Raw genomic sequence first — 23,271 nt, forward strand, 5'->3', positions numbered from 1 at the left:
TTAAGCGACAAAAGGCAGAAAATAAACGTTCTGCCTTTCTATTTTATGCGAAATCTAATCTGACATATTTATCAATAAACATTTAATGATCTCGATCAATTTCTTTGCTACACTGAGTATCGAAAATTCGATTCGCTTCATCCTAACGAAGCATTACTGAAACACTATTTTTAGCGCTTTATTCAACCAAATGAGGAAATGAAAATGGCTTATACTCTACCTGAATTACCTTATGCCTACGATGCATTAGAACCGCACTTTGACAAACAAACCATGGAAATTCACCATTCCAAACACCATCAAGCCTATGTGAACAATGCCAATGCGGTGTTAGAGACCTTGCCGGAATGGCAAGACAAATGTCCCGGTGAACTGATTGCTAATTTGGACAAAATCCCTGCTGATAAACGCACCGCACTTCGCAACAATGCCGGTGGACACGCTAACCATTCACTGTTCTGGAAAGGGTTGAAATTAGGCACTACTTTACAAGGCGCATTGAAAGACGCTATCGTGCACGATTTCGGTTCTGTTGAAGCGTTCCAAGCGGAATTTGAAAAAGCAGCTGCAACCCGCTTCGGTTCAGGTTGGGCATGGTTAGTGCTGAATGACGGAAAATTATCTGTTGTCTCCACCGCCAACCAAGACTCACCATTGATGGGCAAAGAGATTGCAGGTGTAGCAGGCTTCCCGATTTTAGGCTTGGATGTTTGGGAACACGCCTATTATCTGAAGTATCAAAACCGCCGTCCGGATTACATCAAAGCCTTCTGGAACGTAGTCAACTGGGACGAAGCAGCAGCTCGCTTTGATAAAAAAGCATCTGATTGCTGCTGCCACAGCAAATAACATATTGATAAAACGTAAAAAGCACTCAACACGAGTGCTTTTTTATTATGAGCAGAAGCGCCTTATTCGTGGCGCTTCAAACTAGCCGCAATTACAGTACATCACGGCAATTTAAGTCATCAAAAGACTGTTCCAAACGTTTGGACAAGGCTTCTTCTGATTTACGCAACCAAACACGCGGGTCATAGAATTTTTTGTTTGGTGAATCAGCGCCTTCCGGATTGCCCAGCTGACCTTGTAAATAAGCTTCGTTCGCTTTATAGAAGTTCAGAATACCTTCCCAAGCTGCCCATTGGGTATCGGTGTCGATGTTCATTTTGATCGCACCGTAGCTGATGGCTTCGCGGATTTCTGCAGTTGAAGAACCGGAACCACCATGGAACACGAAGTCCATTGATTTTGGTGGCAGATTACGCTCTTTAGAAACGAACTCTTGTGACGCACCTAAAATAGACGGTTTTAACTTCACGTTACCTGGTTTGTACACACCGTGTACGTTACCAAATGCCGCAGCGATGGTGAAACGCGGGCTGACCGGATTCAATTGATCATAAACATACAACACGTCTTCCGGCTGAGTATACAATTTGGATTCATCAACACCGGAATTGTCTACGCCGTCTTCTTCACCACCGGTGATACCGATTTCGATCTCCAGTGTCATGCCCATTTTTGACATCCGCGCTAAGTATTCACGGCAAATCGCCATATTCTCTTCCATCGGCTCTTCAGAAAGGTCGATCATGTGTGAAGAAAACAGTGGTTTACCGGTTTCTGCAAAGTGTTTTTCACCGGCCTCTAATAAACCGTCGATCCAGGGTAACAATTTTTTAGCGGCATGGTCGGTATGTAAAATCACCGGCACTCCGTAATGTTCTGCCAGTTGATGTACGTGTTTTGCACCGGCTACCGCACCCAATACATCCGCACGAGAACCATCGGTTGGCTTGATACCTTTACCCGCATAAAATTGAGCCCCACCGTTAGAAAACTGCACAATAACCGGCGCTTTAACCCGTGCCGCAGTTTCCAATACGGCATTCACTGAGTCAGTACCAACGCAGTTTACCGCCGGCAAAGCAAAGCCGTGTTGTTTGGCATAAGCAAAGACTTTTTGTACATCATCGCCGGTAATAACGCCCGGTTTTACAATATCTAATAATTTTGACATGGTAGATTTCCTATGTTTAAACGAGAGCTGTTACAACTCTCAAAGTTGATAAATCAGATTAACTCAAGTGCGGTTTATGCTTTGGCACGCTCTTCCAAAATCGCCACTGCCGGCAATACTTTACCTTCAACGAACTCTAAGAATGCGCCACCACCGGTTGAAATATAAGAGATTTTGTCGGCAATACCAAACAAATCGATTGCCGCTAAGGTGTCCCCGCCGCCCGCAATCGAGAAAGCATCACTGTCTGCAATCGCTTTTGCTACAATTTCAGTGCCGTTACGGAAATTAGGGAATTCAAACACGCCAACCGGACCGTTCCACAAAATGGTTTTGGCACTACGAATAATCTCTGCCAGCACTTCTGCTGATTGATCACCCAGATCCAAAATTTGTTCATTATCTTGCACGTCTGTTGCGGCTTTTTCAATTGCCGGTGCAGTTTCAGAAAATTCAGTGGCAACACGTACATCGCTTGGCAATGGGATATCCGCAATTTGCATTAAACGCTGGGCTTCCGGAATCAAATCGGCTTCATACAGCGATTGTCCGACATTCAAGCCTTGCGCAGCAACAAAAGTATTGGAAATACCGCCACCCACAATCAGTTGGTCCGCAATTTTTGATAAAGAATCCAACACGGTTAATTTGGTCGATACTTTAGAACCACCAACGATAGCAACCATTGGGCGAGCTGGACTTTTCAATGCTTTGCCCAAAGCTTCTAATTCATTTGCCAACAACGGACCGGCACAGGCTACTGTGGCAAATTTTGCCACACCATGGGTCGAACCTTGTGCGCGGTGTGCAGTACCGAAAGCATCCATTACAAACACATCGCAAAGCGCAGCATATTTTTTGGTCAACTCGTCTTCGTTTTTCTTTTCGCCTTTATTGAAGCGTACATTTTCCAACACCACCAATTCATTTGGAGCAAGGTCTACCCCATCCAAATAATCTTTAACTAAGCGCACCGGCACGTCTAATGCTTTGTTCAAATAATCAACCACCGGCTGCAACGAATATTCCGGGTTATATTCGCCTTCCGTAGGACGACCGAAGTGAGAAGTGACCATCACTTTCGCACCTTGCTTCAGCGCCAGCTCAATTGTCGGGATCGATGCTTTGATACGCGCGTCGGAAGTCACTTTCCCGTCTTTCACCGGTACGTTTAAATCGGAACGAATAAGAACACGTTTACCCGCCAAATCCAAGTCGGTCATTTTAATTACTGACATAATAAGTCCTCTTATTTAATTGTGATTGATAATTTTACAGCGATTTCTGTGTACCGTAGCGGATTGATTATAGCAATTTAATCTAGCGCCACAATGTAAAATTTTAATGTTTGAAATTAGGGTCTTTTGATTATACCGCCAAAACTTTTTTGTGGCAGAACCTATCTGATTTTTTACCAACAAGCGCAGCCAATTTTAACACTTTGAACACATTTCTTTTGCAATTACGGCACTTTAACCCAGAATTTTTAGTAATTCTGCTAGAATCGAATTTTCGGGCAGTTGATCACCTGCCATGCCAAATCATAGCAAATTTGCAGCTCATCACGCCCAGCTCCCAGATATTTACCGCTTAACTGTGGGTTATTGCGCCGCAACCAAGCAAATAAGTCTGAACGTTTGAGATCATAATCCGGCAATTTCAAGCTCTGAAACAATTCTTGTTGTTTGTCAAAATAGTCTTTTGCTTGACTAAACGCACAAGCGCCATGTTTCTCCCACTCTCCCTGCAACAACTGCAAACTCGGGGAATGAGCCAGATATTTCTCTAACAATGCCACTTCCAGTGGCGGCAAATCGCCTTGACAAAAACGCGGATGATCGCTGACCCGGCGTGCCGTCGCACTCTGTGGCCACAAACCGTGAATAACCCAACCGAATTTTTGGGTCTCTCCACATTGATAAGCTGCCGATTTAGGAATCGCCCCGGCATTACCGGCTCGCAAATTCTGACAATAACCCGGCGACCATGAAAGCACTAGGGTGTAGTAACCGGTTTTTGCATTTTTATTCTGCCCGATGGAATCCCTTGCCATCGAAACATCATAATCGCTCTCCAACACGGCATCAATCGAGGCTTTTTGACGATAGGAAAAATACAGCGCACTTAAAATCAAAGCAAAAAACAGAACAATAAACAGCGCAAGCTGCGAAATTTTAGATGAATTTAGTTGCATAACAGTTTTTTCAATAAAAATTTAAAGGTTAGAGTTGTTGGTTTTTTCGGCGACTTTGATTATAATCATCCGCTTTTTAATCCGATCCCATCTAAAACTTGAGACAATATTTATGGCGCTGCTGATCACCGAAAAATGCACAAACTGTGATATGTGCGAACCTGAATGCCCGAATCAGGCGATCAGCATGGGCGAAGAAATCTATGTGATTGACCCCGCTCTGTGCACCGAATGTGTCGGGCATTATGATGTTCCGACCTGCCAAAAAGTCTGTCCGATTAACCATTGCATTATTACAGACCCAGAACATATCGAGTCAGAAGACACGCTCTGGGAACGCTTTGCTCTGCTGCACCATTCAGACAAACTTTAAACTGTTGCGCTAGCGGAAATACCAACGTGACAACAACACACCTGCGTTGACCGCCACATTCAAACCGCTATTCAACGGATTTTCAAACGACAATACCACCGATTGTTCAACCAATGGATTGGCTTGTGCCGGCATTGTTTCACTGAGTACAAACGCCACTTTATCGCTTAACACTACTTTATCCAACGGTTGCGCCTGTTTATTTGCCGTGACTGCAACCAATTGATACCCCGCGTTTTTCAACGCTTTCAACGCCGTTTCAGTGCTGCTGCTTTCCAACGCATAAATATGCTCCATCGCCCCCTCCGCCACTCTGGCGGCGGCAGCTGAATACAGCTTATCCGCACTTTCACAAACAATGCCTTTTACGCCATAGTACGCAGCGGTGCGGATCACCCCGCCGACATTATAAGCATTGTCAATGCCGTCAAGCAACAGTACACAATCTTGCAATTTAGCGGTTTTTAGATACGCTTCCAAATTCATCGGCGTTGCTTTTTTGACTAGCATACAAATTCCACCGTGATGCTCACTACCGCTCACCAACGCCAATTCGGCGTTGTCCACCACATGATATGCTTTCTTCGCAGTTGCTAAATAGCTGGTTAGTTTGCCGATACGGTGGCTGGTTTCAATATTGGTCCACAAACGAACAATACTTTCCGGGCGCTGCCGGAACAGCGCCAAACAAGCGGCTTCGCCATAGATTTTCATCTCTTCATTGCGGTTCTTACGAATTTTTTCCGGTGCACGCGGTGACAACGGGCCGGTTTTTTTCTCCCCGGCGACGTCACCTTTAATCATCACCTTAACACTGCCTTCGCTGTTTTTCCCGGCTTTAGTCGCTTTCATTTCTCGCTCGCCCCAGACAAAAGCAGGTGTTGTGCTACCCTGACGCTCTCTATTGTCTCTGCTACGGTTATCACTGTTGCGGCTATCACGGCTACGCTCATCACGCCCACTTTCTCGGTTTTGACGTGGTGCTCTCCGTTCGTTACGCTCCCCCTCTTTCTCGTTGAAGCGGCGACGATCCCCGGTAGGGCGGTTCTCAAAACGAGGTTTATCTGAAGTGCGGTTTTCTGAAAACCGTTTTTCCTGTCTGTCACCACGTGGTTCAGCACGTCCGCCGTCATAACGAGGATTGCGCGGCGAACTGCGCTCGCCACGCGGCTCTTTCGCCGAAAAACGGCTACCGGATTTAGGTTGTTGAAATGCTGGTTTGCGGCTGGATTTATCGTTCATGCAGGTGCCTATAGGTTGATGGCTGAAATAGCGTTTATATGCGCCAACATACAAACGTGATATGGCGCTTATTATAGCAAATTTTTATCTCAATTTAAGCAAACTTCTCAGCAAAACCCTGTTCAAACCGAATTAACGCAGGTAAACTAAATCACTTTATTGTCTTTTTTGAATTTTGATACTTTTGATTATTAATTATTATTGTTTATGCCGAATACTAAATATCGTCAGTCTTTGCACCAGCTACAATCTCTGCCGTTTCTGCCACAAATAGCGGAAGGTGTAGAGTTTATTTACTCCACCGCAGACTATAAACAACACTTTATTCAGCTGATCCGGCAGGCAAAAACACGCATTTACATTACCGCACTTTACTGGCAAAACGATGAAGCCGGTCAAGAAATGCTGGCTGAATTATATCAGGCGAAACAACGTAATCCACAATTGGACATTCACGTGTTTGTCGATTTTCACCGGGCACAGCGCGGTTTAATCGGTGCCGAAACCCAACAGACCAACGCTGAATGGTATACCGAGCAACGCCAAAAACATGCGCTGGATCCACAAAACGATATTGCTTTCCACGGCGTGCCGATCAACACCCGTGAACTGTTCGGGGTGCTGCACATTAAAGGCTCGGTGTTCGACGACACCATTCTCTACAGTGGCGCCAGTATTAATAATGTCTATTTGCATCAACAAGATAAATATCGTTATGACCGCTACCAAAAAATCCGCAACCGCGCGTTAGCCGACAGTTTTGTCACATTTTTAAGCGACTGCCTGAACGATCAAAGTGCGGTGCAGCGTTTGGATCAGCCCGTCCGCAAAGACAAGAGCATCCGCCCTGCGATTCGCCACTATCGGAAAAAACTCAGCCAACACAGCCAATATCGCGTCAGTGAGACGGTCAGGTTCGATCCAAACCAGTTGCTGATTTCACCGATTTTCGGGCTATCAAACGGCAATCAATTGAATGCTGTTATCGAGGCATTATTCGGTGTGGTACAGCAAAAACTGACCATTTGCACTCCCTATTTCAACTTTCCACGCAGCCTACGGCTGCAACTGGCACAGTTGTTGAAAGAGGGGAAAGCAGTGGAAATTATTGTCGGTGACAAAACTGCCAACGATTTTTATGTTGCACCGGACAAACCGTTTAACATGTCGGCAGCATTACCTTATCTGTATGAAATGAATTTGCGAAATTTCTGCAAAAAGCAGCAAAAAATGCTGAATAATGGTCAACTGACGGTGCGTTTGTGGCAACACGGCGATAACTCCTACCACCTGAAAGGGGTATGGGTCGATGATCACTATATTTTATTGACCGGCAACAACCTCAACCCACGTGCTTGGCGCTTGGACGCAGAAAATGCGCTGTTGATTCAAGATCCGCAGCAGCAATTGCAACCACAGGTGCAGCGTGAACTGCAAACTATCCGCCAACACACTCAGCAACTTCGCCACTACCGTGAACTGGAAAAACTGCACAGTTATCCGCCGGAAGTCAAAAAACTACTTAACCGCTTCCGCCGTTTACAAGCCGATAAAATCGTACGCTTAGTGCTGTAAAATCAGGGTGCGCTGAAACCGCACTAAGACTGCTGACAAAGGTTAAAATACACGATTAATGTTGTAACAGTAGATACCATCTCTTCCACCTAAAATCAACCTCAATCACATGCTGATTTGAGGTTGATATTCCCTCTGATGTTTCAACACACCAAAGCAAATATGCACAATGCGCCGCATACCCGCCACTAGCGCCTGCATCATCGTCTTTCCATTAGTCAGCAACCGCTCTATCAGCCTGCGAATATCGGGATTATATTGCTTCGCCACGACTGCTCCCATATACAGCTTTGCTCGTATAATCGGATTACCACGCTTCGATATCATCGACCGTCCGCGAAACAGACCTGATTCACCTAGCCTCGGCACCAATCCCACATAAGCTGACATCTGTCCGGCATTTTGAAAAGTGCGACTGCGGTAAAGTGTTGTCATGCGTAGCGCAACCACTTCGCCGACACCGGGGATACTTTTCAACAATCTCACATCTTGTTTCAGCTGCGGATGGCGGTCGATATGGTTATTGATATGCTGCTTTAATCGTTTAATTTCAGTCATTAAATTCTGCTGAATGACTTCAATCGACTGAATAACCGATATGGAAGCCGATGAGACCTCTGCTTTTTCCATCCGATTCCGTTCCCGCTGCAAATCTGCTTCAAGCGCATCCAGCCGACTGATTAACGCCTTCAACTCCCTAATCGCCTTCGGTTCGGGCTGCCAAGGGCGGACATGTCCATGCAAGATTATCTGTATGCCAAACTGAGCAAGCGCTTTACTGTCTGTTTTATCCGTTTTGTGTACGTTGCAAGATTGTGTGAATTTGGCAGCATCCGCAGGATTAACCACATACAGAGTAAAACCCGCTTCAGCGAGAAAATAGGCAACGGCTTCGTGGTAAACTCCTGTGGCTTCCATTACGATATGCAAATGAGCAAGGTCATTATCCGTCTTTTTCTTCAGCCACTGAATCAGCGCATAAAACCCGTCATCGGTATTAGGAACGACTTTGCTACGGCTTTTACCGATATTCAGGTCGTTTATCAGGGCACAATCCAGTTTATGCTTAGAAACATCAATCCCCATTATTTTGTTATTCATCATCTTTTCTATCCTTGTCAATGCAGCGTCAGCACAAGTTGTGCGCGCTTTGATACCATTCAGATTATTGATGAAAGGATAATAGTTTTATCTACTTTACAGTGTCTAGGCACTCAGGGGGCGAACAATATACTATTATCCTTGGCGGTCAGTGATATAATGTCTGACCATTTTGAGTGGGGCAAGATACAAGGGGGCGATTATATATCGCCCCGAACCGCACTTTGCATTTTTCCTTTATTGATTAAGTGCTTATATCGCACTTCGCAAATGGGCGGATGCAATCCGCCCCTACATTACGTTGCCTCATCAAATATCTTTGTCAATAATCTGGGTGCGGTGAAACCGCATTTTAACTTACTGTCACAACAAATCCTTTAACACCCCGCAGCGCCACTGATTCGCGCCACACCAAGTGCGGTTCGAGGGTTAACGTGCGGTACGGCAGCTGTGGATTTTTGATCCTCGCCAGCAGCATTTCCACCGCTTGTTTGGCGAGATTGTTTTTTGATTGGTGGATGGTGGTCAGCGGTGGCGAAAGGTATTGCGCCAATTCGATATTGTCATAGCCAATAATCGAAATATCTTTGCCGACTTGCAAGCCGGCGCGCCAAACCGCCTGATAAGCGCCGATGGCAATCGTATCCGAACAGGCAAATACCGCACTTGGGCGCGGATCGAGCCGCAGGATCTGCTGCATGCTTTCAATGCCGCTGACAATATCAAAATGGCTTTCGAACACCCGATCTTGTCTGAACGGAATACCCGCCTGTGAAAGTGCGGTCTGATAACCGTTCAAACGATTTAACGCCAGGGATTTTTTGAAACTGCCGGTGATAATCGCAATATCGCGGTGTCCGGCATCAATTAAGGTTTTTGTCGCCAAATAGCCGCCATATTCTGAATTTTCATGCACTTTATCCGCATTAAGTGCGGTCGGCCACCAGTCGAGCATCACCATCGGCAGCTGTAGCCGCTGGCTGATATCATCATTTAATTGCCAATGGGATTCGGCACACATCAAAATCAAGCCGTCTACCTGTTTGCGGATCAAGGTTTCCAGATTGCGTTGCAGCCGTTCGCCGTCACCGTCGGTATAAGACAAAATCAAGTTATATTGGTGACGATGACAATAACGCTCCACACTGCGCAGCACTTCGGCAAAAAACGGATTGGCACTGGCGGTCACCAGCATTCCAATGGTCTTGGTTTCTTTGATTTTTAAGCTGCGCGCCAGTGCCGACGGGGTATAATTCAACTCACGCACCACCGCCAGCACCTTATCGCGAATTTCATCGCTGACAAAACGGGAATTATTGATGACGTGCGACACCGTCGAGGTGGAAACCTGTGCCAAACGGGCTATATCTTTCATCGTCGCCATCTTCTTTCCCTCATTTTTACGCTTGAGCCAAAAGAAAACTGTCCGTCTGCTCCCGGGTCGGGATCGACGGTTGTGCGCCGTGACGGGTCACCGAAAGCGCCGCTGCGCCGTGGGCAAAACGGATTGCCTGCACTAAACTTTTTTGTTCTAAAAGTGCGGTCAGCAAAGCGCCGTTGAAGGTGTCGCCTGCGGCAGTGGTATCTACCGCCTGCACACGAAAACCGGCGATAATCCGATTAAAACCGCTCTTTTCACTGACAAATACGCCTTTTGCGCCTAACGTAATCAACACCGTCGCAATGCCTTTTTGATGAAACACATTCGCCGCTTGCTGTGCGCTGTCTTGATCCGTCACCCTAATGCCGGTCAGAATCTCAGCTTCGGTTTCGTTCGGGGTGATCATATCCAGCTGTGCTAACAGTTCATCGGGCAACGATTGTGCCGGTGCCGGATTTAAAATCACTTGCGTGCCGTTGGCTTTGGCTATTTTAGCCGCGGCTGTGATGCCGGATAACGGTGTTTCCAACTGCATCAGCAACGCATCGGCTTGTGCGATGTTGTCGGCAAATTTATCAACTACCGTCTGATCTAAATACGCATTGGCGCCAGCCGCCAATACAATGCTGTTTTCACCGCTTGCTGCCACCTGAATCATCGCAATGCCGCTCATTTCATTCGGAATCGTTACAATACTGTCGGTATTGATGCCGTCCTGTGCAAATGCATTTTTCATCGCTGTGCCTAAAGTGTCGTCACCGATACAGGCGATAAAATCGGTCTGCGTCCCTAGGCGAGCCGCAGCCACTGCCTGATTAGCGCCCTTGCCGCCGTAAGCGATGTGATACCCGTTGCCTGCCAACGTCTCGCCCGGTTTGACAAAGTGCGGTACGGCAAGAACATGATCGGCGTTAATACTACCCAGCACCACCAGTTTTTTTGTTTGTGTCATAAACTACCTGCTTTACATCAGTTTATTTTTACATCAAATCGGGCGGAAATATCCGCTCCAGATTATTGACAAAGTCATTCATGAGGCAAAGTAGGGGCGGATTAACTATCCGCCCGTTTGCGAAGTGCAGTATAAGCACTTAATCAATGAAGGAAAAATGAAAAGTGCGGTGCGGGTGGATATATAATCCGCCCCTACTTTTACAATATTTATTGTGTATTTTAACCTTTGTCAGCCGTCTAGGGCAGGAATTCTCGCCCGATTTCTGTTAAATTATTTACTCACCACTTTCAACGGCACCGGAATCATCACTTCGACCGGCTCACCTTTCAATACGCGATCCGCCGTTGCTACGCCCAATTCGCCGATTTTTTCCGGTTGTTGCGCAATGGTTGCGCCCAATTTTCCGGCTTCCACCGCACGCACGGCATCGTCAGTGCCGTCAAAACCGACGACTAACACCTCTTTTTTCGCCGCTTGCAACGCTCTCAATGCGCCCAATGCCATTTCGTCATTTTGCGCAAACACCGCTTGCACCGCACTTTGGCTCGCCAACAGGTTTTCCATCACGTTCAAGCCTTTGGTGCGGTCAAAATCCGCCGGTTGGCTTGCCAATAAGGCAAAGCCGTTTGCCTCAACCGCTTGCGCAAAGCCTTCGCCGCGCTCACGTGCCGCTGAAGTGCCGGCGATGCCTTCCAGTTGGATCACTTTAGCTTCTTTGCCCAATTTTTCCGCAATGAAATCCCCGGCCAGTTTGCCGCCGGCAACGTTATCAGAGGCGATGTGACTGACCACTTCCCCTTTGGCTGCACCACGATCCAAGGTGATGACCGGCACGCCTTGTTTGTTGGCACGCATCACTGCATTGGCGACCGCTTCAGAATCAGTCGGGTTAATCAGCAACACTTTAGCGCCACGCACCAGCAAATCTTCCACATTGGCAAGCTCTTTTGCCGGATCGTTTTGTGAGTCCAATACCACCAAATTGTAGCCCAATTTGTCCGCCTCTTTTTGCGCGCCGTCTTTTAGGCTCACGAAGAACGGGTTGTCTAAGGTCGAAACCGCCAACGCAAGCGTTTCTTTCGCCAACGCAGAACCGCTGACCGCCAAACTCATGATTAATGCAGATGCGACTGTAGTTAATTTTTTCATACTGTTTCCTCGTTGTTAAACGTTAAGGTGAATTAAACCGCACTTTACGGCTGTTGTTTATAACTTAAAGTTTTATGACTTAAAGTATTATGACTTAAGACTTTTGTTACCCAAATAGTTATCCGCTAATACCGCAACCAGAATAACCACCGCTTTCGCTATCATCTGATAGTAAGATGAAATATCCAAAATATTCAATGCGTTATTCAAGAAACCGATAATCAACGCTCCGATTAAGGTGCCCATCACACGCCCTTTGCCGCCCATTAAACTGGTGCCGCCAACCACTACTGCGGCGATCGCATCCAGTTCATAGCTGACCCCTGCGGTCGGTTGTGCCGACGATAAACGCGAGGTGACGATCAATCCTGCCAATGCAGCCAGCATGCCACTGGCGGCAAACACGAACAGTTTGATTTTGGTGACATTAATGCCGGACAATTTGGTCGCCGCTTCGTTACCGCCTAACGCATAGATATAACGCCCCATGCGAGTGTGCTGCAAAATGTACCATGCCAGCGCAAACACCAACACCATAATCCAGATCGGCACCGGAATACCGAACAAATAGCCCGTGCCAATCCACGCAAATTGATCGGCACTATCGGAAAAACCCGTGCTGACCGGACGACCGTCGGTGTAAACCATGGTGACCCCGCGCAATAAGGTCATGGTGACTAAGGTGGCGATAAACGCCTGCACCTTGCCTTTGGCGACAATCAAACCGCTGACACCGCCAAGCAACATTCCGGCGATCAACACCACCGGCACCACGATAAAAATCGAAATGTCCAAGCCGACCATGGTGGCGGCAAATGCGCCGGTCAGCGCCAACACTGAACCGACCGAGAGATCGATGCCGGCAATCAGAATTACAAACGTCATGCCGACCGCGATAATCGCATTCACCGAGGTTTGACGCAGAATATTTAAGATATTGTCGATGCTGAAGAAATTCGGGTTCAACAGCGAAACGATAAACACCAATACCAGTAGTGCAATAATCGAACGTTGTTCGATTAAAAATCCCTTCAAATTAAAAGCTGTCTTTTTTGTTGTCGTGACCATTTTTCCGTTTACCTCAAATCAGTTGTGACCGTTTTTGCCGATTGCCGCCGCCAGCAGCTGCTCTTGTGTCGCCGCGCCGCGCATAAATTCGCTGCTTATTTCACCCTCATGCATCACCAAAATCCGATCGCTCATGCCCAACACTTCCGGCATTTCCGAAGAGACCAAAATAATACTCAGCCCTTCGTTTTTAAATTTATTGATCAATTGATAGATCTCTTTTTTCGCCCCGACATCCACGCCGCGGGTCGGCTCGTCCAGAATCAGCACCTGCGGACGGGTCATCAAGCCTTTGGCAATCGCCACTTTTTGCTGGTTGCCGCCGGATAGTAATCCGATCTGTTGATCGCGATTTGGGGTTTTGATATTGAACAACAGGATAAAATCGTCCACCGCCAAGCGTTCTGCGCCTTTTTGGATATAGCCATATTGGGAAAAATGCTGAAGTGCGGTCAAGGTCATATTCTCTTTCACCGACATCCCCAACACCAAGCCGTCGCCTTTGCGATCTTCAGAGATGTACACAATCCCGTTTTGCAAACCGTCTTGTTCGCTGCGATTTTCAACGATTTTGCCGTTCAACCGCACTTCGCCTGCGGTTTTCGGCAATGCGCCGTAGATCACTTTCATCAGTTCGCTTCTGCCGGCGCCCATCAAACCGGAAACCCCCAGAATTTCGCCGGCATACAGCGTAAAATTGACATTGTGCACGCCACTGCCCGACAGGTTGCTGACCGTCAAGCGCGTTTCGCCGCGGGCTTTTTCTAAATGCGGGTAGTATTCGTCCAAGCGGCGACCGACCATCATTTCAATTAAACGGTCTTCATTCAGATCCGCCACCGCACTTTCGCCGATAAATTCGCCGTCACGCAACACGGTCACATCGTCGCAAATCTCAAAAATCTCTTTGATCCGATGCGAAATATAAACAATACCGCAGCCTTCGGCGGTCAATTCACGAATAATCTTAAACAATGACTCGGTTTCGGTGTCGGTCAACGCATCAGTTGGTTCGTCCATAATAATCACCCGCGATTTAAAACTGATCGCTTTGGCAATTTCCACCATTTGTAATTCGCCGATCGACAGCTCGCCAGCCAGCGTGCGGCTACTGTGTTTCACGCCCAATTTCGCCAGTAATTTGTCGGCTTCCCGATACATTTTCGCCCAATCTATTTTGCCGAATCGGTTGACAAATTCGCAGCCGAGAAAAATATTTTCCGCAATCGTCAGATTGTCAATCAGGTTCAATTCTTGGTGGATAATGCTAATGCCTGCCTCTTCCGAGTCTTTCGGCCCCTTGAATGTCACCGCGTTGCCCAGATATTCAATCGTGCCTTGATCTTTGCTGTAGATGCCTGTCAGAACTTTCATCAGGGTCGATTTGCCGGCGCCGTTTTCGCCCATCAACGCCATCACCCGCCCGGCATACACATTCAGGCAGGCGTTGTTCAATGCTTTCACGCCGGGGAAGGATTTATCAATGCCTTGTATGCGTAATAAAGTTTGCGCTTGCATTCAATTTCCCCTTAAAACGGCACGCCGGAATGCAGAATCACATTGGCATAAGGCGTGCATTCGCCGCTGCGCACAATGCCTTTTGATTGGCAACTCAACGCTTTAAACTCTTCATGGCTGACATAATCCAGCGCAATTTTATTGCCTTGTTGCTGTTCCAATTGTTTTAGCTGTTGCAATAACGCTTGATGCACTTCTGGATTTTGGGTTTCAATCTCCTCCGCCAGCACCGCACTTTCGACAAATAATTCTTCGGTCACCACCGCCACCGTTTGCACAAAGTGCGGTACGCCGGCGGTCAGCGCCAAATCAACCCGCTCAATGCTGTCCGGAATCGGCAACCCCGCATCGCACACCGTCAAACTGTCGGTATGCCCTAGGGTGGCGATCAAATGCGATAGCTGTGCATTTAAAAGTGCGGTTTTCTTCATCTGGTATCCTTAAATTTCTTTTTTGTACTTTTCATCGAAACGTTTCGATGAGATTTGAACACATTCTAGAGAAGAAAATCTGAAAACAGAACCGGATTTATGACAGAATGTGAGCTGGATCGGATTTTAGATTGTAGGGCGGTTAAAATACCGCCCTAATGGAAGATTATTGACGATAGGTCAAGCGCTGCTGCAAGCGCACTTTTAGCGCTGGATTCGGGCAAGTTTGGATAAGGTCGGCAAGCTGTTGCCAATCTTGTGCGGTAAATTGTTGATAAACATGCTGGATCAGTTGCGCTTTGACCGCACTTTCCACAAAGGCACACTCTAAAGCACACAGGCTGATGTCAAACAGCTCCGCACGGCAGAAGCCAAATTGCTGTGCCGCAATCCGGTACTCTTTTTCAATATCAGTGCCGAATAGCCCGGCATCATCGGTGTTGATGCAGACCCGCACCCCGGCATCATACAATTTACGCAGCGGATGCTCGGCCAGCGAAGCCTGCAATTCCGGTACTAAAATTCGGTTGCTGCAGGGGGAAACTTCTAAAGTAATTTGCTGTTCAATCAATAAATTAATTAATTCAGGATCCTGAATCGAGGCAATGCCATGACCGATTCTGACCGCACCGTACTTGATCGCCTGCCATACACTTTCTGCGCCACAAATTTCGCCGGCGTGATAGGATTTCGGCAGCGGAATTTCAGCAACCAATTGATGTAACTCGGCGAAATCGGAGAACTGTCCTGCTTTTTCATTGCCGGCGATGTTAAAGCCGCTGACCGAAGTACGCGGGTTTTGCGCAATAAATGCGGCACTCGCCAGCATATCCGCATAAGGCAGATGGCGTACGCCACAGGCATGCAAACGGGTTTCGGTGCCGTACTCTGAGCGCACTTCGGCAATCGCTTGTTCAATGCCTTGCATAATGTCGTGGTAACGCTGTGCCGACCAAGCGGTGTTGCCGTGTTCGTCAACGCTGGTGCACATATGAAAAGCAGAGGTGATCAGCTCGCAGTAAATCAGCCCCTGTTTGGCGTTACGACTGAGATAGTCTTTGGTCACCCAATAGTAATCTTGCGCATCACGCACCAGATCAGCGACGGTATCATAGGTTTTCACAAACTCGCGAAAATCTGATTCGTCATAACGATAGCGCCCGTTCGGAAAATCCAGCGGATCATATTCGCCCGCTTGATATAAAAAATCCGGCGGCAACCGCACTTGGTATTTTTCCGCCAGTTGCAATGCCAAGTGCGGTGCGACAGAACCTTCGATATGTTCGTGCAGCACCACTTTGGGTAAAGTGTGGTTGAAAAGTGCGGTCATAGTAGAATCCTCGACAATCAAAAATATTGGGCTGATTTTAGTGATTATCGTTGAAAAAGCAAGCTATCATTCGGATAGCTTCGGCTTAGCACAGGATTACAACGGACTTTCAATCTGTAACTGTTCGCAGAGGGTGCTGATCGAAAGCAGCAGATAAGAACGCAGGATTTTTTCACTGCGTAGGGTTTTGACTTGCAGCAACAGCGAATCTTTATTGTCTTGCACGCTCAATGCCGTCAATTGCAGCTCTTTTTCCAATTTCTGCAGCATCGCCTTGTCTTGTACCGAATGCAATTGCTGCAAAAACTCCAGCGTTAGCGTCGATGACAGCGCATATTCCTGACTTTCATTGTTTAACCGCACTTTTAAAGCCAGATAGTGTTCGATATCATGGAAAGTTGCGGTTTCCAACACTTTCATTTTTGCATTAGCAGATAACATTTTCATCTCAGCGTTATATTTAAGGTTTTATTTTTAAATGTGATTTATATCACTCTTTTATAATTCCATAGTATTTATTGTGATATAAATCACATTTTTATGATAATCAAAATAAAAGTATTAACAAGCCTACCACCTACATAAAAATATCATATGATTAAAATAATAAAAACATTAAAAATGTTAAGTTAAATCAAAATTATAAATAAAAACAAAAAATATAATCATATGATATATTTTTACATTTGAGACAAGGATCACATTTTATCTCAAAAAAGAGTGTTACATTTCAAACAGAGATCTCTACCACCACTCCAAGAGGGATATTGCTATGAGTACATTTATTAAAAAATTAGAAAATAAACTAATGCCTATTGCAGGTAAATTAGCACAACAACCACATCTCGGTGCAATACGTGATGCCTATATTTCATTTATGCCATTTATTATAGTCGGTTCTATTTTATTGGTAATCAGCTCATTTCCCAGTGAACACTATAAGATCTTTATGGCAGAAACATTCGGTCAAAATTGGGCAAATACTATTGAAATTCCATTCAATGCTATTTTTTCGACTATGGCGATTTTTATTTCTTTCTTAGTTGCTTATAGACTGGCTGAACGTTATAACATTGATAGGCTCTCTGCAGGAATTTTATCTCTCTCATCTTTCTTGATTGTTACCCCATTTCTACAAATAGAAAACATCGGTACTGTTATTTCAACAGAATGGCTTGGCTCAAAAGGACTATTTATAGCGATGATAGGTGCACTATTATGGACGGAACTTTTTACCTGGTTAATCCGTAAAAATATTGTAATCAAAATGCCTGAAGGAGTTCCTCCAGCAGTACAACAATCATTTGCAGCATTAATTCCTGCATTAGTGATTTTAATTTTTGCTTTAATTATCAGACAACTCTTCGCACACACTGAATATCAAACAATTCACCGTTTTATTTACGAATTTGTTGCTGCCCCGATTCGCCATTTCGGTACATCATATATTGGTGCTATTTTAACAGTTTTTAGTATAAATATATTATGGTCAGTAGGAATTAATTCAGGCTCAATGGTAAATGGTATTTTACGTCCATTTTGGTTGGAAAATCAGGCTGAGAATTTAACAGCAATGCAAAATGGTTTAACCCCACCACATGTCATCACTGAACAATTTTTCGATATGATTTGGATGGGGGGCTCAGGTTCTACCTTAGCACTAGTATTGGCAATGCTAATCTTTGCCCGTAGTCAACATGCTAAAAAAGTATCACGCCTTGCCATCGGTTCATCAATATTCAATATTAATGAACCGGTTTTATTTGGTTTACCAGTGATTTTAAACCCAATTATGTTAATTCCTTTTAATTTAGCCCCTCTTATCATTACCACTGTGCAATATCTCGCAATGTCACTTGAACTGGTTGCTACAACCACTGGTGTTTATATTCCTTGGACACTACCACCAGTGATCAGTGGTTTCATTGTAACTGGACATATTTCCGGCGCAATTATACAAATTCTAAATCTATTGATTGCCGCAATGATCTATTTACCATTCTTCCGTATTATTGATGCGCAATACCGTCAAAAAGAACAAGGGCTGTAAGTATGAAAAAAAGAAAATGGGCACTAATTGCTACTTGGAGAATGGCATATGAAGGTGTTAATTCTGCAAGCTATTTGCTGAAGTGCGGTGAACACAGCAGCAAAGCTATAACTGAATCGATCAGAACTGTAGAAGACTATCCCTATTATAAATCGGTTGGTTATGGTGGTTTACCTAATGAAGAAGGAGAAGTCGAATTAGATGCGGCTTTTATGAATGGTACAACCTTGGCATTCGGTGCTGTTGCTGGAATTAAAAATATTGCCAATCCAATTTTAATTGCCGAATCACTCAGTAATGAACGCTTCAACAATATTTTAGTCGGCGTAGGTGCTGAAAAATGGGCAATAAAAAAGGGGTTTATGGCAAAAAACATGCTTACTGAACGGGCAAAAGAATTCTACCAAAAACGCTATAACCAGACTATTGGTAGAGGGTTAAGCCCTTATTCAGGTCACGACACAGTTGGAATTATTGCAATGGATCAACTTCAAAATATCTGCGTAGGTACTTCTACCAGTGGTTTATTTATGAAGCGTCAGGGAAGGGTTGGTGATTCCCCTATTATTGGCTCCGGATTTTATGCCGATTCCAATATTGGTGCGGCGACAGCGACTGGTTTAGGTGAGGATTTAATGAAAGGCTGCACCAGCTATGAAGTCGTTCGTAAAATGCGTGATGGAATGTCTCCTCAGCAGGCCGCCGATGCAACTTTAAATGAATTAGAACTCACATTATATGAACGTTATGGTAAAGCCGGTGATCTTTCCGTCGTCTGTATGAACAAAAATGGTAATGTTGGCGTTTCAACGAATATAGACAATTTCTCTTTTGTGATTGCAACAGAAGCAATTCCAGCTACAGTTTATCTTGCTAACAAAGAGAATGGCAGAACTAGCTATCACCCTGCCGATGAAGACTGGCTTGCTGCTTATCAAATGAGAGTGACGGGGGAATTAAAATGAAATTATCCTTTTTAAGTGCAAATTGGCAGGAGTATAATCCATATTTATCGCAATCAACCTTGTTTGTTTGGCGATCTAATCTGGATTATTTAGAAACATTACCTATACTTGCGTCATTGAAAACAACTTTGGAACGCTATACTGATAATACGGTTTCAATTGGATTAAATCCTGTTTGTGAAAATATCTATTTCTTGCCTGAGAATCCTGGTGCATGTCAACAATTTATTTCCAAACAAGCTTCTGCTGCATTAAAAACTAATTTTGAATTTTTGCGGAAAAAGATAAGAGAATCCCACTCTAGTATTATTTTTATTGATGTTAGTTTATTTGATATTAATAAAATAGAAGATATTGAATTAATTAAACAGCTGCTTATCGAGGTTTATAATCAGTCTTATAATTTACAAAATTTAAATTATAAAACATTGCAAAAAAATCCGATTAAACAATTTGGTGCATTATTCAAAGATAACGAACAACAAAATACATTTAATCCGATCTATCAAGAAATTATAGCCATTGTTTCAGGAATGATACGCTCTAGACAATACTCTGATTCACCAAGTAATTATATCACACCTGAATATATGGCATTTGAATTGAAAAGTTATGCTAAAAAGCATTGCTTAATGATCAATATTCTAAACAGTAAGGATTTAATTAAGCAAAATTTAAATGCACTACATGCTGTAGGAAAAGGTAGCCATAATTTACCTTATCTTGTCGAATTAAGCTATCAAGGCAATATAAATAGCATCGAAAGTTATACTTTTGTAGGTAAAGGTATCACTTTTGACACTGGAGGGCTTTGGCTTAAATCAGGCGAAGGAATGGCGACAATGAAATATGATATGTGCGGCGCAGCTGTGCTCATTGGATTGCTCGATACTGTCATCCAAATGAAGTTACCAGTTAACCTTAATATCATATTAGGATTTGCTGAAAATATGCCGACTGCACTTGCAATGCGTCCAGGGGATATTGTAACCATGCATTCCAAACACACGGTAGAAATCATCAATACCGATGCCGAAGGACGCCTAATTCTAGCTGATATGCTAAGCTATGCAGCAAATAAAAATCCCACATACCTAATCGACATAGCAACCTTAACCGGTGCCGTTGTAAAAGCTTTAGGTTACGATATTAGCGGAATGATGAGTAATGATGCGACACTCACAGAAAAATTTATAATAGCCTCTCAACAAACCCAAGATCGAATCTGGCAACTTCCTTATGATGAAAGTTTTCTCAAACAGGTAAAAAGCCAGATTGCCGATTTTTGTAACACGCCATCCAATAATGCTGCAATTTGTGTTTCTGCCGGTTTCTTTTTAAGTCGCTTTATTCATAATTGCAAATGGCTTCATCTTGATATAAGCGGAACAGCACTTCAACGTGATCACGGAATTTACGCCAGTGGAAGACCAATTCCCTTGCTTTATCAATTCTTGAAAAACCAAACTTTAGAGAAACAATGAAAGGAGAAAGACAATGAAATCTATTTTACTCGTCTGTGATTTAGGAATGTCAACCAGTCTAGTGGTTAAAAAAATGCTGAATGCTGCTCAAAAAAGAGGATTAGAAATTAACATTCAAGCCAAAGGATCTCAAGATTTTAGAACATTAATTCAGCAATTCGATTGTGCATTGCTCGGCCCTCAAATTGCATATAAATTAAGTGATTTTCAGAATATTGCCAATGAATATAATAAGAAAGTCGATTGTATAAATATGATGGATTATGGCATGACCGATGGAGAAAAAATCCTTGATCACGCATTATCTTTATTGGAGGATATTAAGTGAGTAATAATATATTAGAACAACAGATTATGAATTTAATTGTGAATGCCGGCTGCTGTCGGAGTTTGTTAATCCAAGCTATTTCTGCAGCAAAGAAAAAGGATTTTTCACTCAGTAATGAGTATATGTTACAAGCAGAAAACATCTTGAAAAAAGCTCATCAAATTCAAACTGAATTGATTAGTTGCGATCAAGGGGAGGGAAAAATCCTAGTCACTATCATTATGGTTCATGCACAGGATCACATCATGAACGCTGTTTTATTAATGGATATTGCAAAAGAAATCATTTATCTTCACCAACAAAAATGATTCAATTATTGCCACGATTAACAATAGAATTTATATACTGTAATGGTGGCAATTTATTTAATCTAGAGCGAGCTAATTCAATATTTAAATACTCTTCATAAATTAGTAATAATGCATCAAACCCTAATCTACTATCTGTTAATTCACCACTCACTAATTTAGTAAAGTCTTTTGAAAAATCCACATCAATCAATATAGATTTATTAATTTGTATTTTATTTTTTTTACACAAATTTCTAGCAAAATCTATTGCAAGTTTATTATTACTACTAATCTCAATTGTTTTAATATCAAACAGTAGATCAGATTTAAAATAATCAATAATATTTTGCTTTCTTTCCATTTTTTCATCTAAGCAGGCAAAACTAATAAATCCTGTCATCTTTTCAATCAAAACCAACAGATAATCTGCCTCTGGGGAGAGAGCTTTTGGTAAACAAACAAAATCAAAATGAACATGTCCGATTTCTGTCGGAAGGGCATTTCTTGAAATTCGACCAACATCTTGCTTCTTGAGCACCCGACTGATACCTGCACGTGAGGCTTGCGAATTTATCAGCATTCTCACAGCCTCTACTAACTCATCAAGAGATAAATTTAAGTGGCGGCGTAAATAGACCAATAAAATTTCCTGTTCTGCTGAAAGTGTTCTGCGTATTTTATTTGGGGTGTGCGAACGATCCCAAATATCAGATCTATTCCGCCATTTTCTAATTGTTTGCAAGGAAACTCCCAACTCTTGTGCCAATTCATTTTCTGATTTGCTAGATTGTTGTATATAAGCACGAATTTTTGGTGTTGTAGTTGCATTCAGATGTAATTTAATATCCATATATTTCAAACCAATTAATCAAATTGTTTTGCACAATATCAGATTTTAATTCGGCTTGCAGAAAGTTTTTCTACATTTATCATTTTTTGTACAATAACTATTACAATATTTGCGTTAGATCAAAGAAACTGCAAATCGATATGTGAAAAATCATTTATCAAATCAATCAATTAAGTTATAAGTCCACCGCAAATACACCTAAAGAGGTAGTGAAATATTCTCGGATAGTTATCACTAATCAATCACTTATGCTAAAATCTGGCTTCATTTTTAAGGAATATTTATAAATTTGCGCCATGTTTGAAAAAAACCGACTGACACTACACAATTTAAGCTGCCAACGCGGCGAAAAACGCCTGTTTGCTGCGTTTTCTGCTGTCTTCGAAAGCGGGCAATTTGTGCAGTTGGAAGGACACAATGGCATTGGGAAGACCAGCCTATTGCGGATTTTAACCACACTTTCACAACCGTTGTCGGGAGAAGTGCGGTGGAACGAGTTGGATATTTTCAAATCGCGCGACAGCTATTTGGCACAGCTGCTGTATTTAGGGCATTCCAGTGGTGTGAAAAGTGAGTTGACCCCTTACCAAAATTTAAAATTTTATCAACAGATCAGCCCATGCAAAGCCGGTGAGGCGATTATTTGGCAGGCGTTGGAGCAAGTCGGGTTGTGTGGTTATGAGGAAAGTGCGGTCTATCGCCTGTCTGCCGGGCAACAAAAACGAGTGGCGCTGGCACGTTTATGGCTGAGCCAAGCACCCCTGTGGATTTTAGACGAGCCGTTTACAGCGATCGACAAACAAGGACAACAACAGCTGACCGCACTTTTTGAACAGCACTGCCACCAAGGGGGAATCGTGATCTTGACCAGCCATCAAGCGCTTGAAAGTAAGCGCTTACTACGATTGTCAATGCAGCCCTTCAAAAGTGATTGTCAAGACTGACGTGGTCAATCAGAGTAGAAAGG

Annotated in this window: 23 protein-coding genes; 9 read left to right on the forward strand and 14 right to left on the reverse strand. The window is 43.9% G+C overall.

Annotated features, from left to right (window positions below):
- Positions 1-204 precede the first annotated feature (204 nt).
- Entirely contained in the window at positions 205-849 is a 645-nt protein-coding gene (gene sodA, locus EDC16_RS11420) for a superoxide dismutase [Mn] (RefSeq protein ID WP_132967977.1), read from the forward strand.
- A gap of 91 nt (positions 850-940) precedes the next feature.
- Here sodA and fbaA read toward each other — a convergent pair whose 3' ends face one another.
- From fbaA to EDC16_RS11435, 3 genes are all read right to left on the reverse strand, one after another.
- Entirely contained in the window at positions 941-2,020 is a 1,080-nt protein-coding gene (gene fbaA / locus EDC16_RS11425) for a class II fructose-bisphosphate aldolase (protein ID WP_132967978.1), read from the reverse strand.
- A gap of 74 nt (positions 2,021-2,094) precedes the next feature.
- Entirely contained in the window at positions 2,095-3,258 is a 1,164-nt protein-coding gene (gene pgk / locus EDC16_RS11430; protein ID WP_132967979.1) for a phosphoglycerate kinase, read from the reverse strand.
- Positions 3,259-3,518: 260 nt separating this feature from the next.
- Entirely contained in the window at positions 3,519-4,214 is a 696-nt protein-coding gene (locus EDC16_RS11435) for a ribonuclease T2 family protein (RefSeq protein WP_132967980.1), read from the reverse strand.
- A 112-nt stretch (positions 4,215-4,326) separates the two neighbouring features.
- Here EDC16_RS11435 and EDC16_RS11440 point away from each other — a divergent pair, with 112 nt between their 5' ends.
- Positions 4,327-4,587 (forward strand): YfhL family 4Fe-4S dicluster ferredoxin, encoded by a 261-nt coding sequence (locus tag EDC16_RS11440; RefSeq protein WP_132967981.1) that lies wholly within the window; start codon positions 4,327-4,329, stop codon positions 4,585-4,587.
- Positions 4,588-4,596: 9 nt separating this feature from the next.
- Here EDC16_RS11440 and EDC16_RS11445 read toward each other — a convergent pair whose 3' ends face one another.
- Positions 4,597-5,829 carry a TrmH family RNA methyltransferase gene (locus EDC16_RS11445; protein ID WP_132967982.1) on the reverse strand — a complete coding sequence of 411 codons (1,233 nt, stop codon included), beginning with the start codon at positions 5,827-5,829 and terminating at the stop codon, positions 4,597-4,599.
- A 207-nt stretch (positions 5,830-6,036) separates the two neighbouring features.
- On the opposite strand from EDC16_RS11445, the gene pssA reads away from it, so the two are divergent.
- Positions 6,037-7,404, forward strand: coding sequence for a CDP-diacylglycerol--serine O-phosphatidyltransferase (gene pssA, locus EDC16_RS11450; protein WP_132967983.1), 1,368 nt, complete (start codon positions 6,037-6,039; stop codon positions 7,402-7,404).
- Positions 7,405-7,509: 105 nt separating this feature from the next.
- Here the strand turns inward: pssA and EDC16_RS11455 are convergent, their stop codons facing one another.
- The 9 genes from EDC16_RS11455 to EDC16_RS11495 all read right to left on the reverse strand — a co-directional run bounded on the left by EDC16_RS11455 (position 7,510) and on the right by EDC16_RS11495 (position 16,778).
- Entirely contained in the window at positions 7,510-8,505 is a 996-nt protein-coding gene (locus EDC16_RS11455; protein WP_132967984.1) for an IS110 family RNA-guided transposase, read from the reverse strand.
- A 352-nt stretch (positions 8,506-8,857) separates the two neighbouring features.
- Positions 8,858-9,889, reverse strand: a complete 1,032-nt coding sequence (locus EDC16_RS11460) for a substrate-binding domain-containing protein (protein WP_132967985.1) — start codon at positions 9,887-9,889, stop codon at positions 8,858-8,860.
- Positions 9,890-9,905: 16 nt separating this feature from the next.
- Entirely contained in the window at positions 9,906-10,838 is a 933-nt protein-coding gene (gene rbsK, locus EDC16_RS11465) for a ribokinase (protein WP_132967986.1), read from the reverse strand.
- Between the two features lie 273 nt (positions 10,839-11,111).
- Complete coding sequence (rbsB, locus tag EDC16_RS11470; protein ID WP_132967987.1) at positions 11,112-11,990, reverse strand: ribose ABC transporter substrate-binding protein RbsB; 879 nt, start codon at positions 11,988-11,990, stop codon at positions 11,112-11,114.
- 87 nt (positions 11,991-12,077) lie between these two features.
- Positions 12,078-13,058: a ribose ABC transporter permease gene (rbsC, locus tag EDC16_RS11475; RefSeq protein ID WP_132967988.1), complete on the reverse strand. Its 981-nt coding sequence runs from the start codon at positions 13,056-13,058 to the stop codon at positions 12,078-12,080.
- Between the two features lie 18 nt (positions 13,059-13,076).
- Positions 13,077-14,576: a ribose ABC transporter ATP-binding protein RbsA gene (rbsA, locus tag EDC16_RS11480; RefSeq protein WP_132967989.1), complete on the reverse strand. Its 1,500-nt coding sequence runs from the start codon at positions 14,574-14,576 to the stop codon at positions 13,077-13,079.
- Between the two features lie 11 nt (positions 14,577-14,587).
- Positions 14,588-15,007 (reverse strand): D-ribose pyranase, encoded by a 420-nt coding sequence (gene rbsD / locus EDC16_RS11485; RefSeq protein WP_132967990.1) that lies wholly within the window; start codon positions 15,005-15,007, stop codon positions 14,588-14,590.
- A gap of 166 nt (positions 15,008-15,173) precedes the next feature.
- A complete protein-coding gene (gene add / locus EDC16_RS11490; protein ID WP_132967991.1) occupies positions 15,174-16,337 on the reverse strand; it encodes an adenosine deaminase in 1,164 nt (387 codons plus the stop codon).
- A 96-nt stretch (positions 16,338-16,433) separates the two neighbouring features.
- Positions 16,434-16,778, reverse strand: coding sequence for an MltR family transcriptional regulator (locus EDC16_RS11495; RefSeq protein ID WP_157330438.1), 345 nt, complete (start codon positions 16,776-16,778; stop codon positions 16,434-16,436).
- A gap of 331 nt (positions 16,779-17,109) precedes the next feature.
- Between EDC16_RS11495 and celB the strand changes: the two genes are divergently transcribed.
- The 5 genes from celB to EDC16_RS11520 are packed head-to-tail and all read left to right on the forward strand — an operon-like array spanning position 17,110 to position 21,472.
- Complete coding sequence (gene celB / locus EDC16_RS11500; RefSeq protein WP_132967993.1) at positions 17,110-18,387, forward strand: PTS cellobiose transporter subunit IIC; 1,278 nt, start codon at positions 17,110-17,112, stop codon at positions 18,385-18,387.
- A 2-nt stretch (positions 18,388-18,389) separates the two neighbouring features.
- The gene (locus EDC16_RS11505; protein WP_132967994.1) at positions 18,390-19,352 is read left to right on the forward strand and encodes a glycosylasparaginase; all 963 of its coding nucleotides are present in this window, start codon (positions 18,390-18,392) and stop codon (positions 19,350-19,352) included.
- On the forward strand, positions 19,349-20,836 hold the full coding sequence (locus EDC16_RS11510; RefSeq protein WP_132967995.1) for a M17 family metallopeptidase: 1,488 nt from the start codon (positions 19,349-19,351) through the stop codon (positions 20,834-20,836). The genes EDC16_RS11505 and EDC16_RS11510 overlap by 4 nt, the downstream gene beginning before the upstream one ends.
- Before the next feature lie 13 nt (positions 20,837-20,849).
- Positions 20,850-21,164: a PTS sugar transporter subunit IIB gene (locus EDC16_RS11515; RefSeq protein ID WP_132967996.1), complete on the forward strand. Its 315-nt coding sequence runs from the start codon at positions 20,850-20,852 to the stop codon at positions 21,162-21,164.
- The gene (locus EDC16_RS11520; RefSeq protein WP_132967997.1) at positions 21,161-21,472 is read left to right on the forward strand and encodes a PTS lactose/cellobiose transporter subunit IIA; all 312 of its coding nucleotides are present in this window, start codon (positions 21,161-21,163) and stop codon (positions 21,470-21,472) included. The genes EDC16_RS11515 and EDC16_RS11520 overlap by 4 nt, the downstream gene beginning before the upstream one ends.
- Before the next feature lies 1 nt (position 21,473).
- On the opposite strand, the gene EDC16_RS11525 is transcribed toward EDC16_RS11520, so the two are convergent.
- Positions 21,474-22,304 carry a helix-turn-helix domain-containing protein gene (locus EDC16_RS11525; protein WP_132967998.1) on the reverse strand — a complete coding sequence of 277 codons (831 nt, stop codon included), beginning with the start codon at positions 22,302-22,304 and terminating at the stop codon, positions 21,474-21,476.
- Positions 22,305-22,600: 296 nt separating this feature from the next.
- On the opposite strand from EDC16_RS11525, the gene ccmA reads away from it, so the two are divergent.
- The gene (gene ccmA / locus EDC16_RS11530; RefSeq protein WP_132967999.1) at positions 22,601-23,248 is read left to right on the forward strand and encodes a cytochrome c biogenesis heme-transporting ATPase CcmA; all 648 of its coding nucleotides are present in this window, start codon (positions 22,601-22,603) and stop codon (positions 23,246-23,248) included.
- Positions 23,249-23,271 lie beyond the last annotated feature (23 nt).

Source organism: Testudinibacter aquarius (assembly GCF_004342725.1).
In the GTDB taxonomy this organism is placed as follows: Bacteria; Pseudomonadota; Gammaproteobacteria; order Enterobacterales; family Pasteurellaceae; genus Chelonobacter; species Chelonobacter aquarius.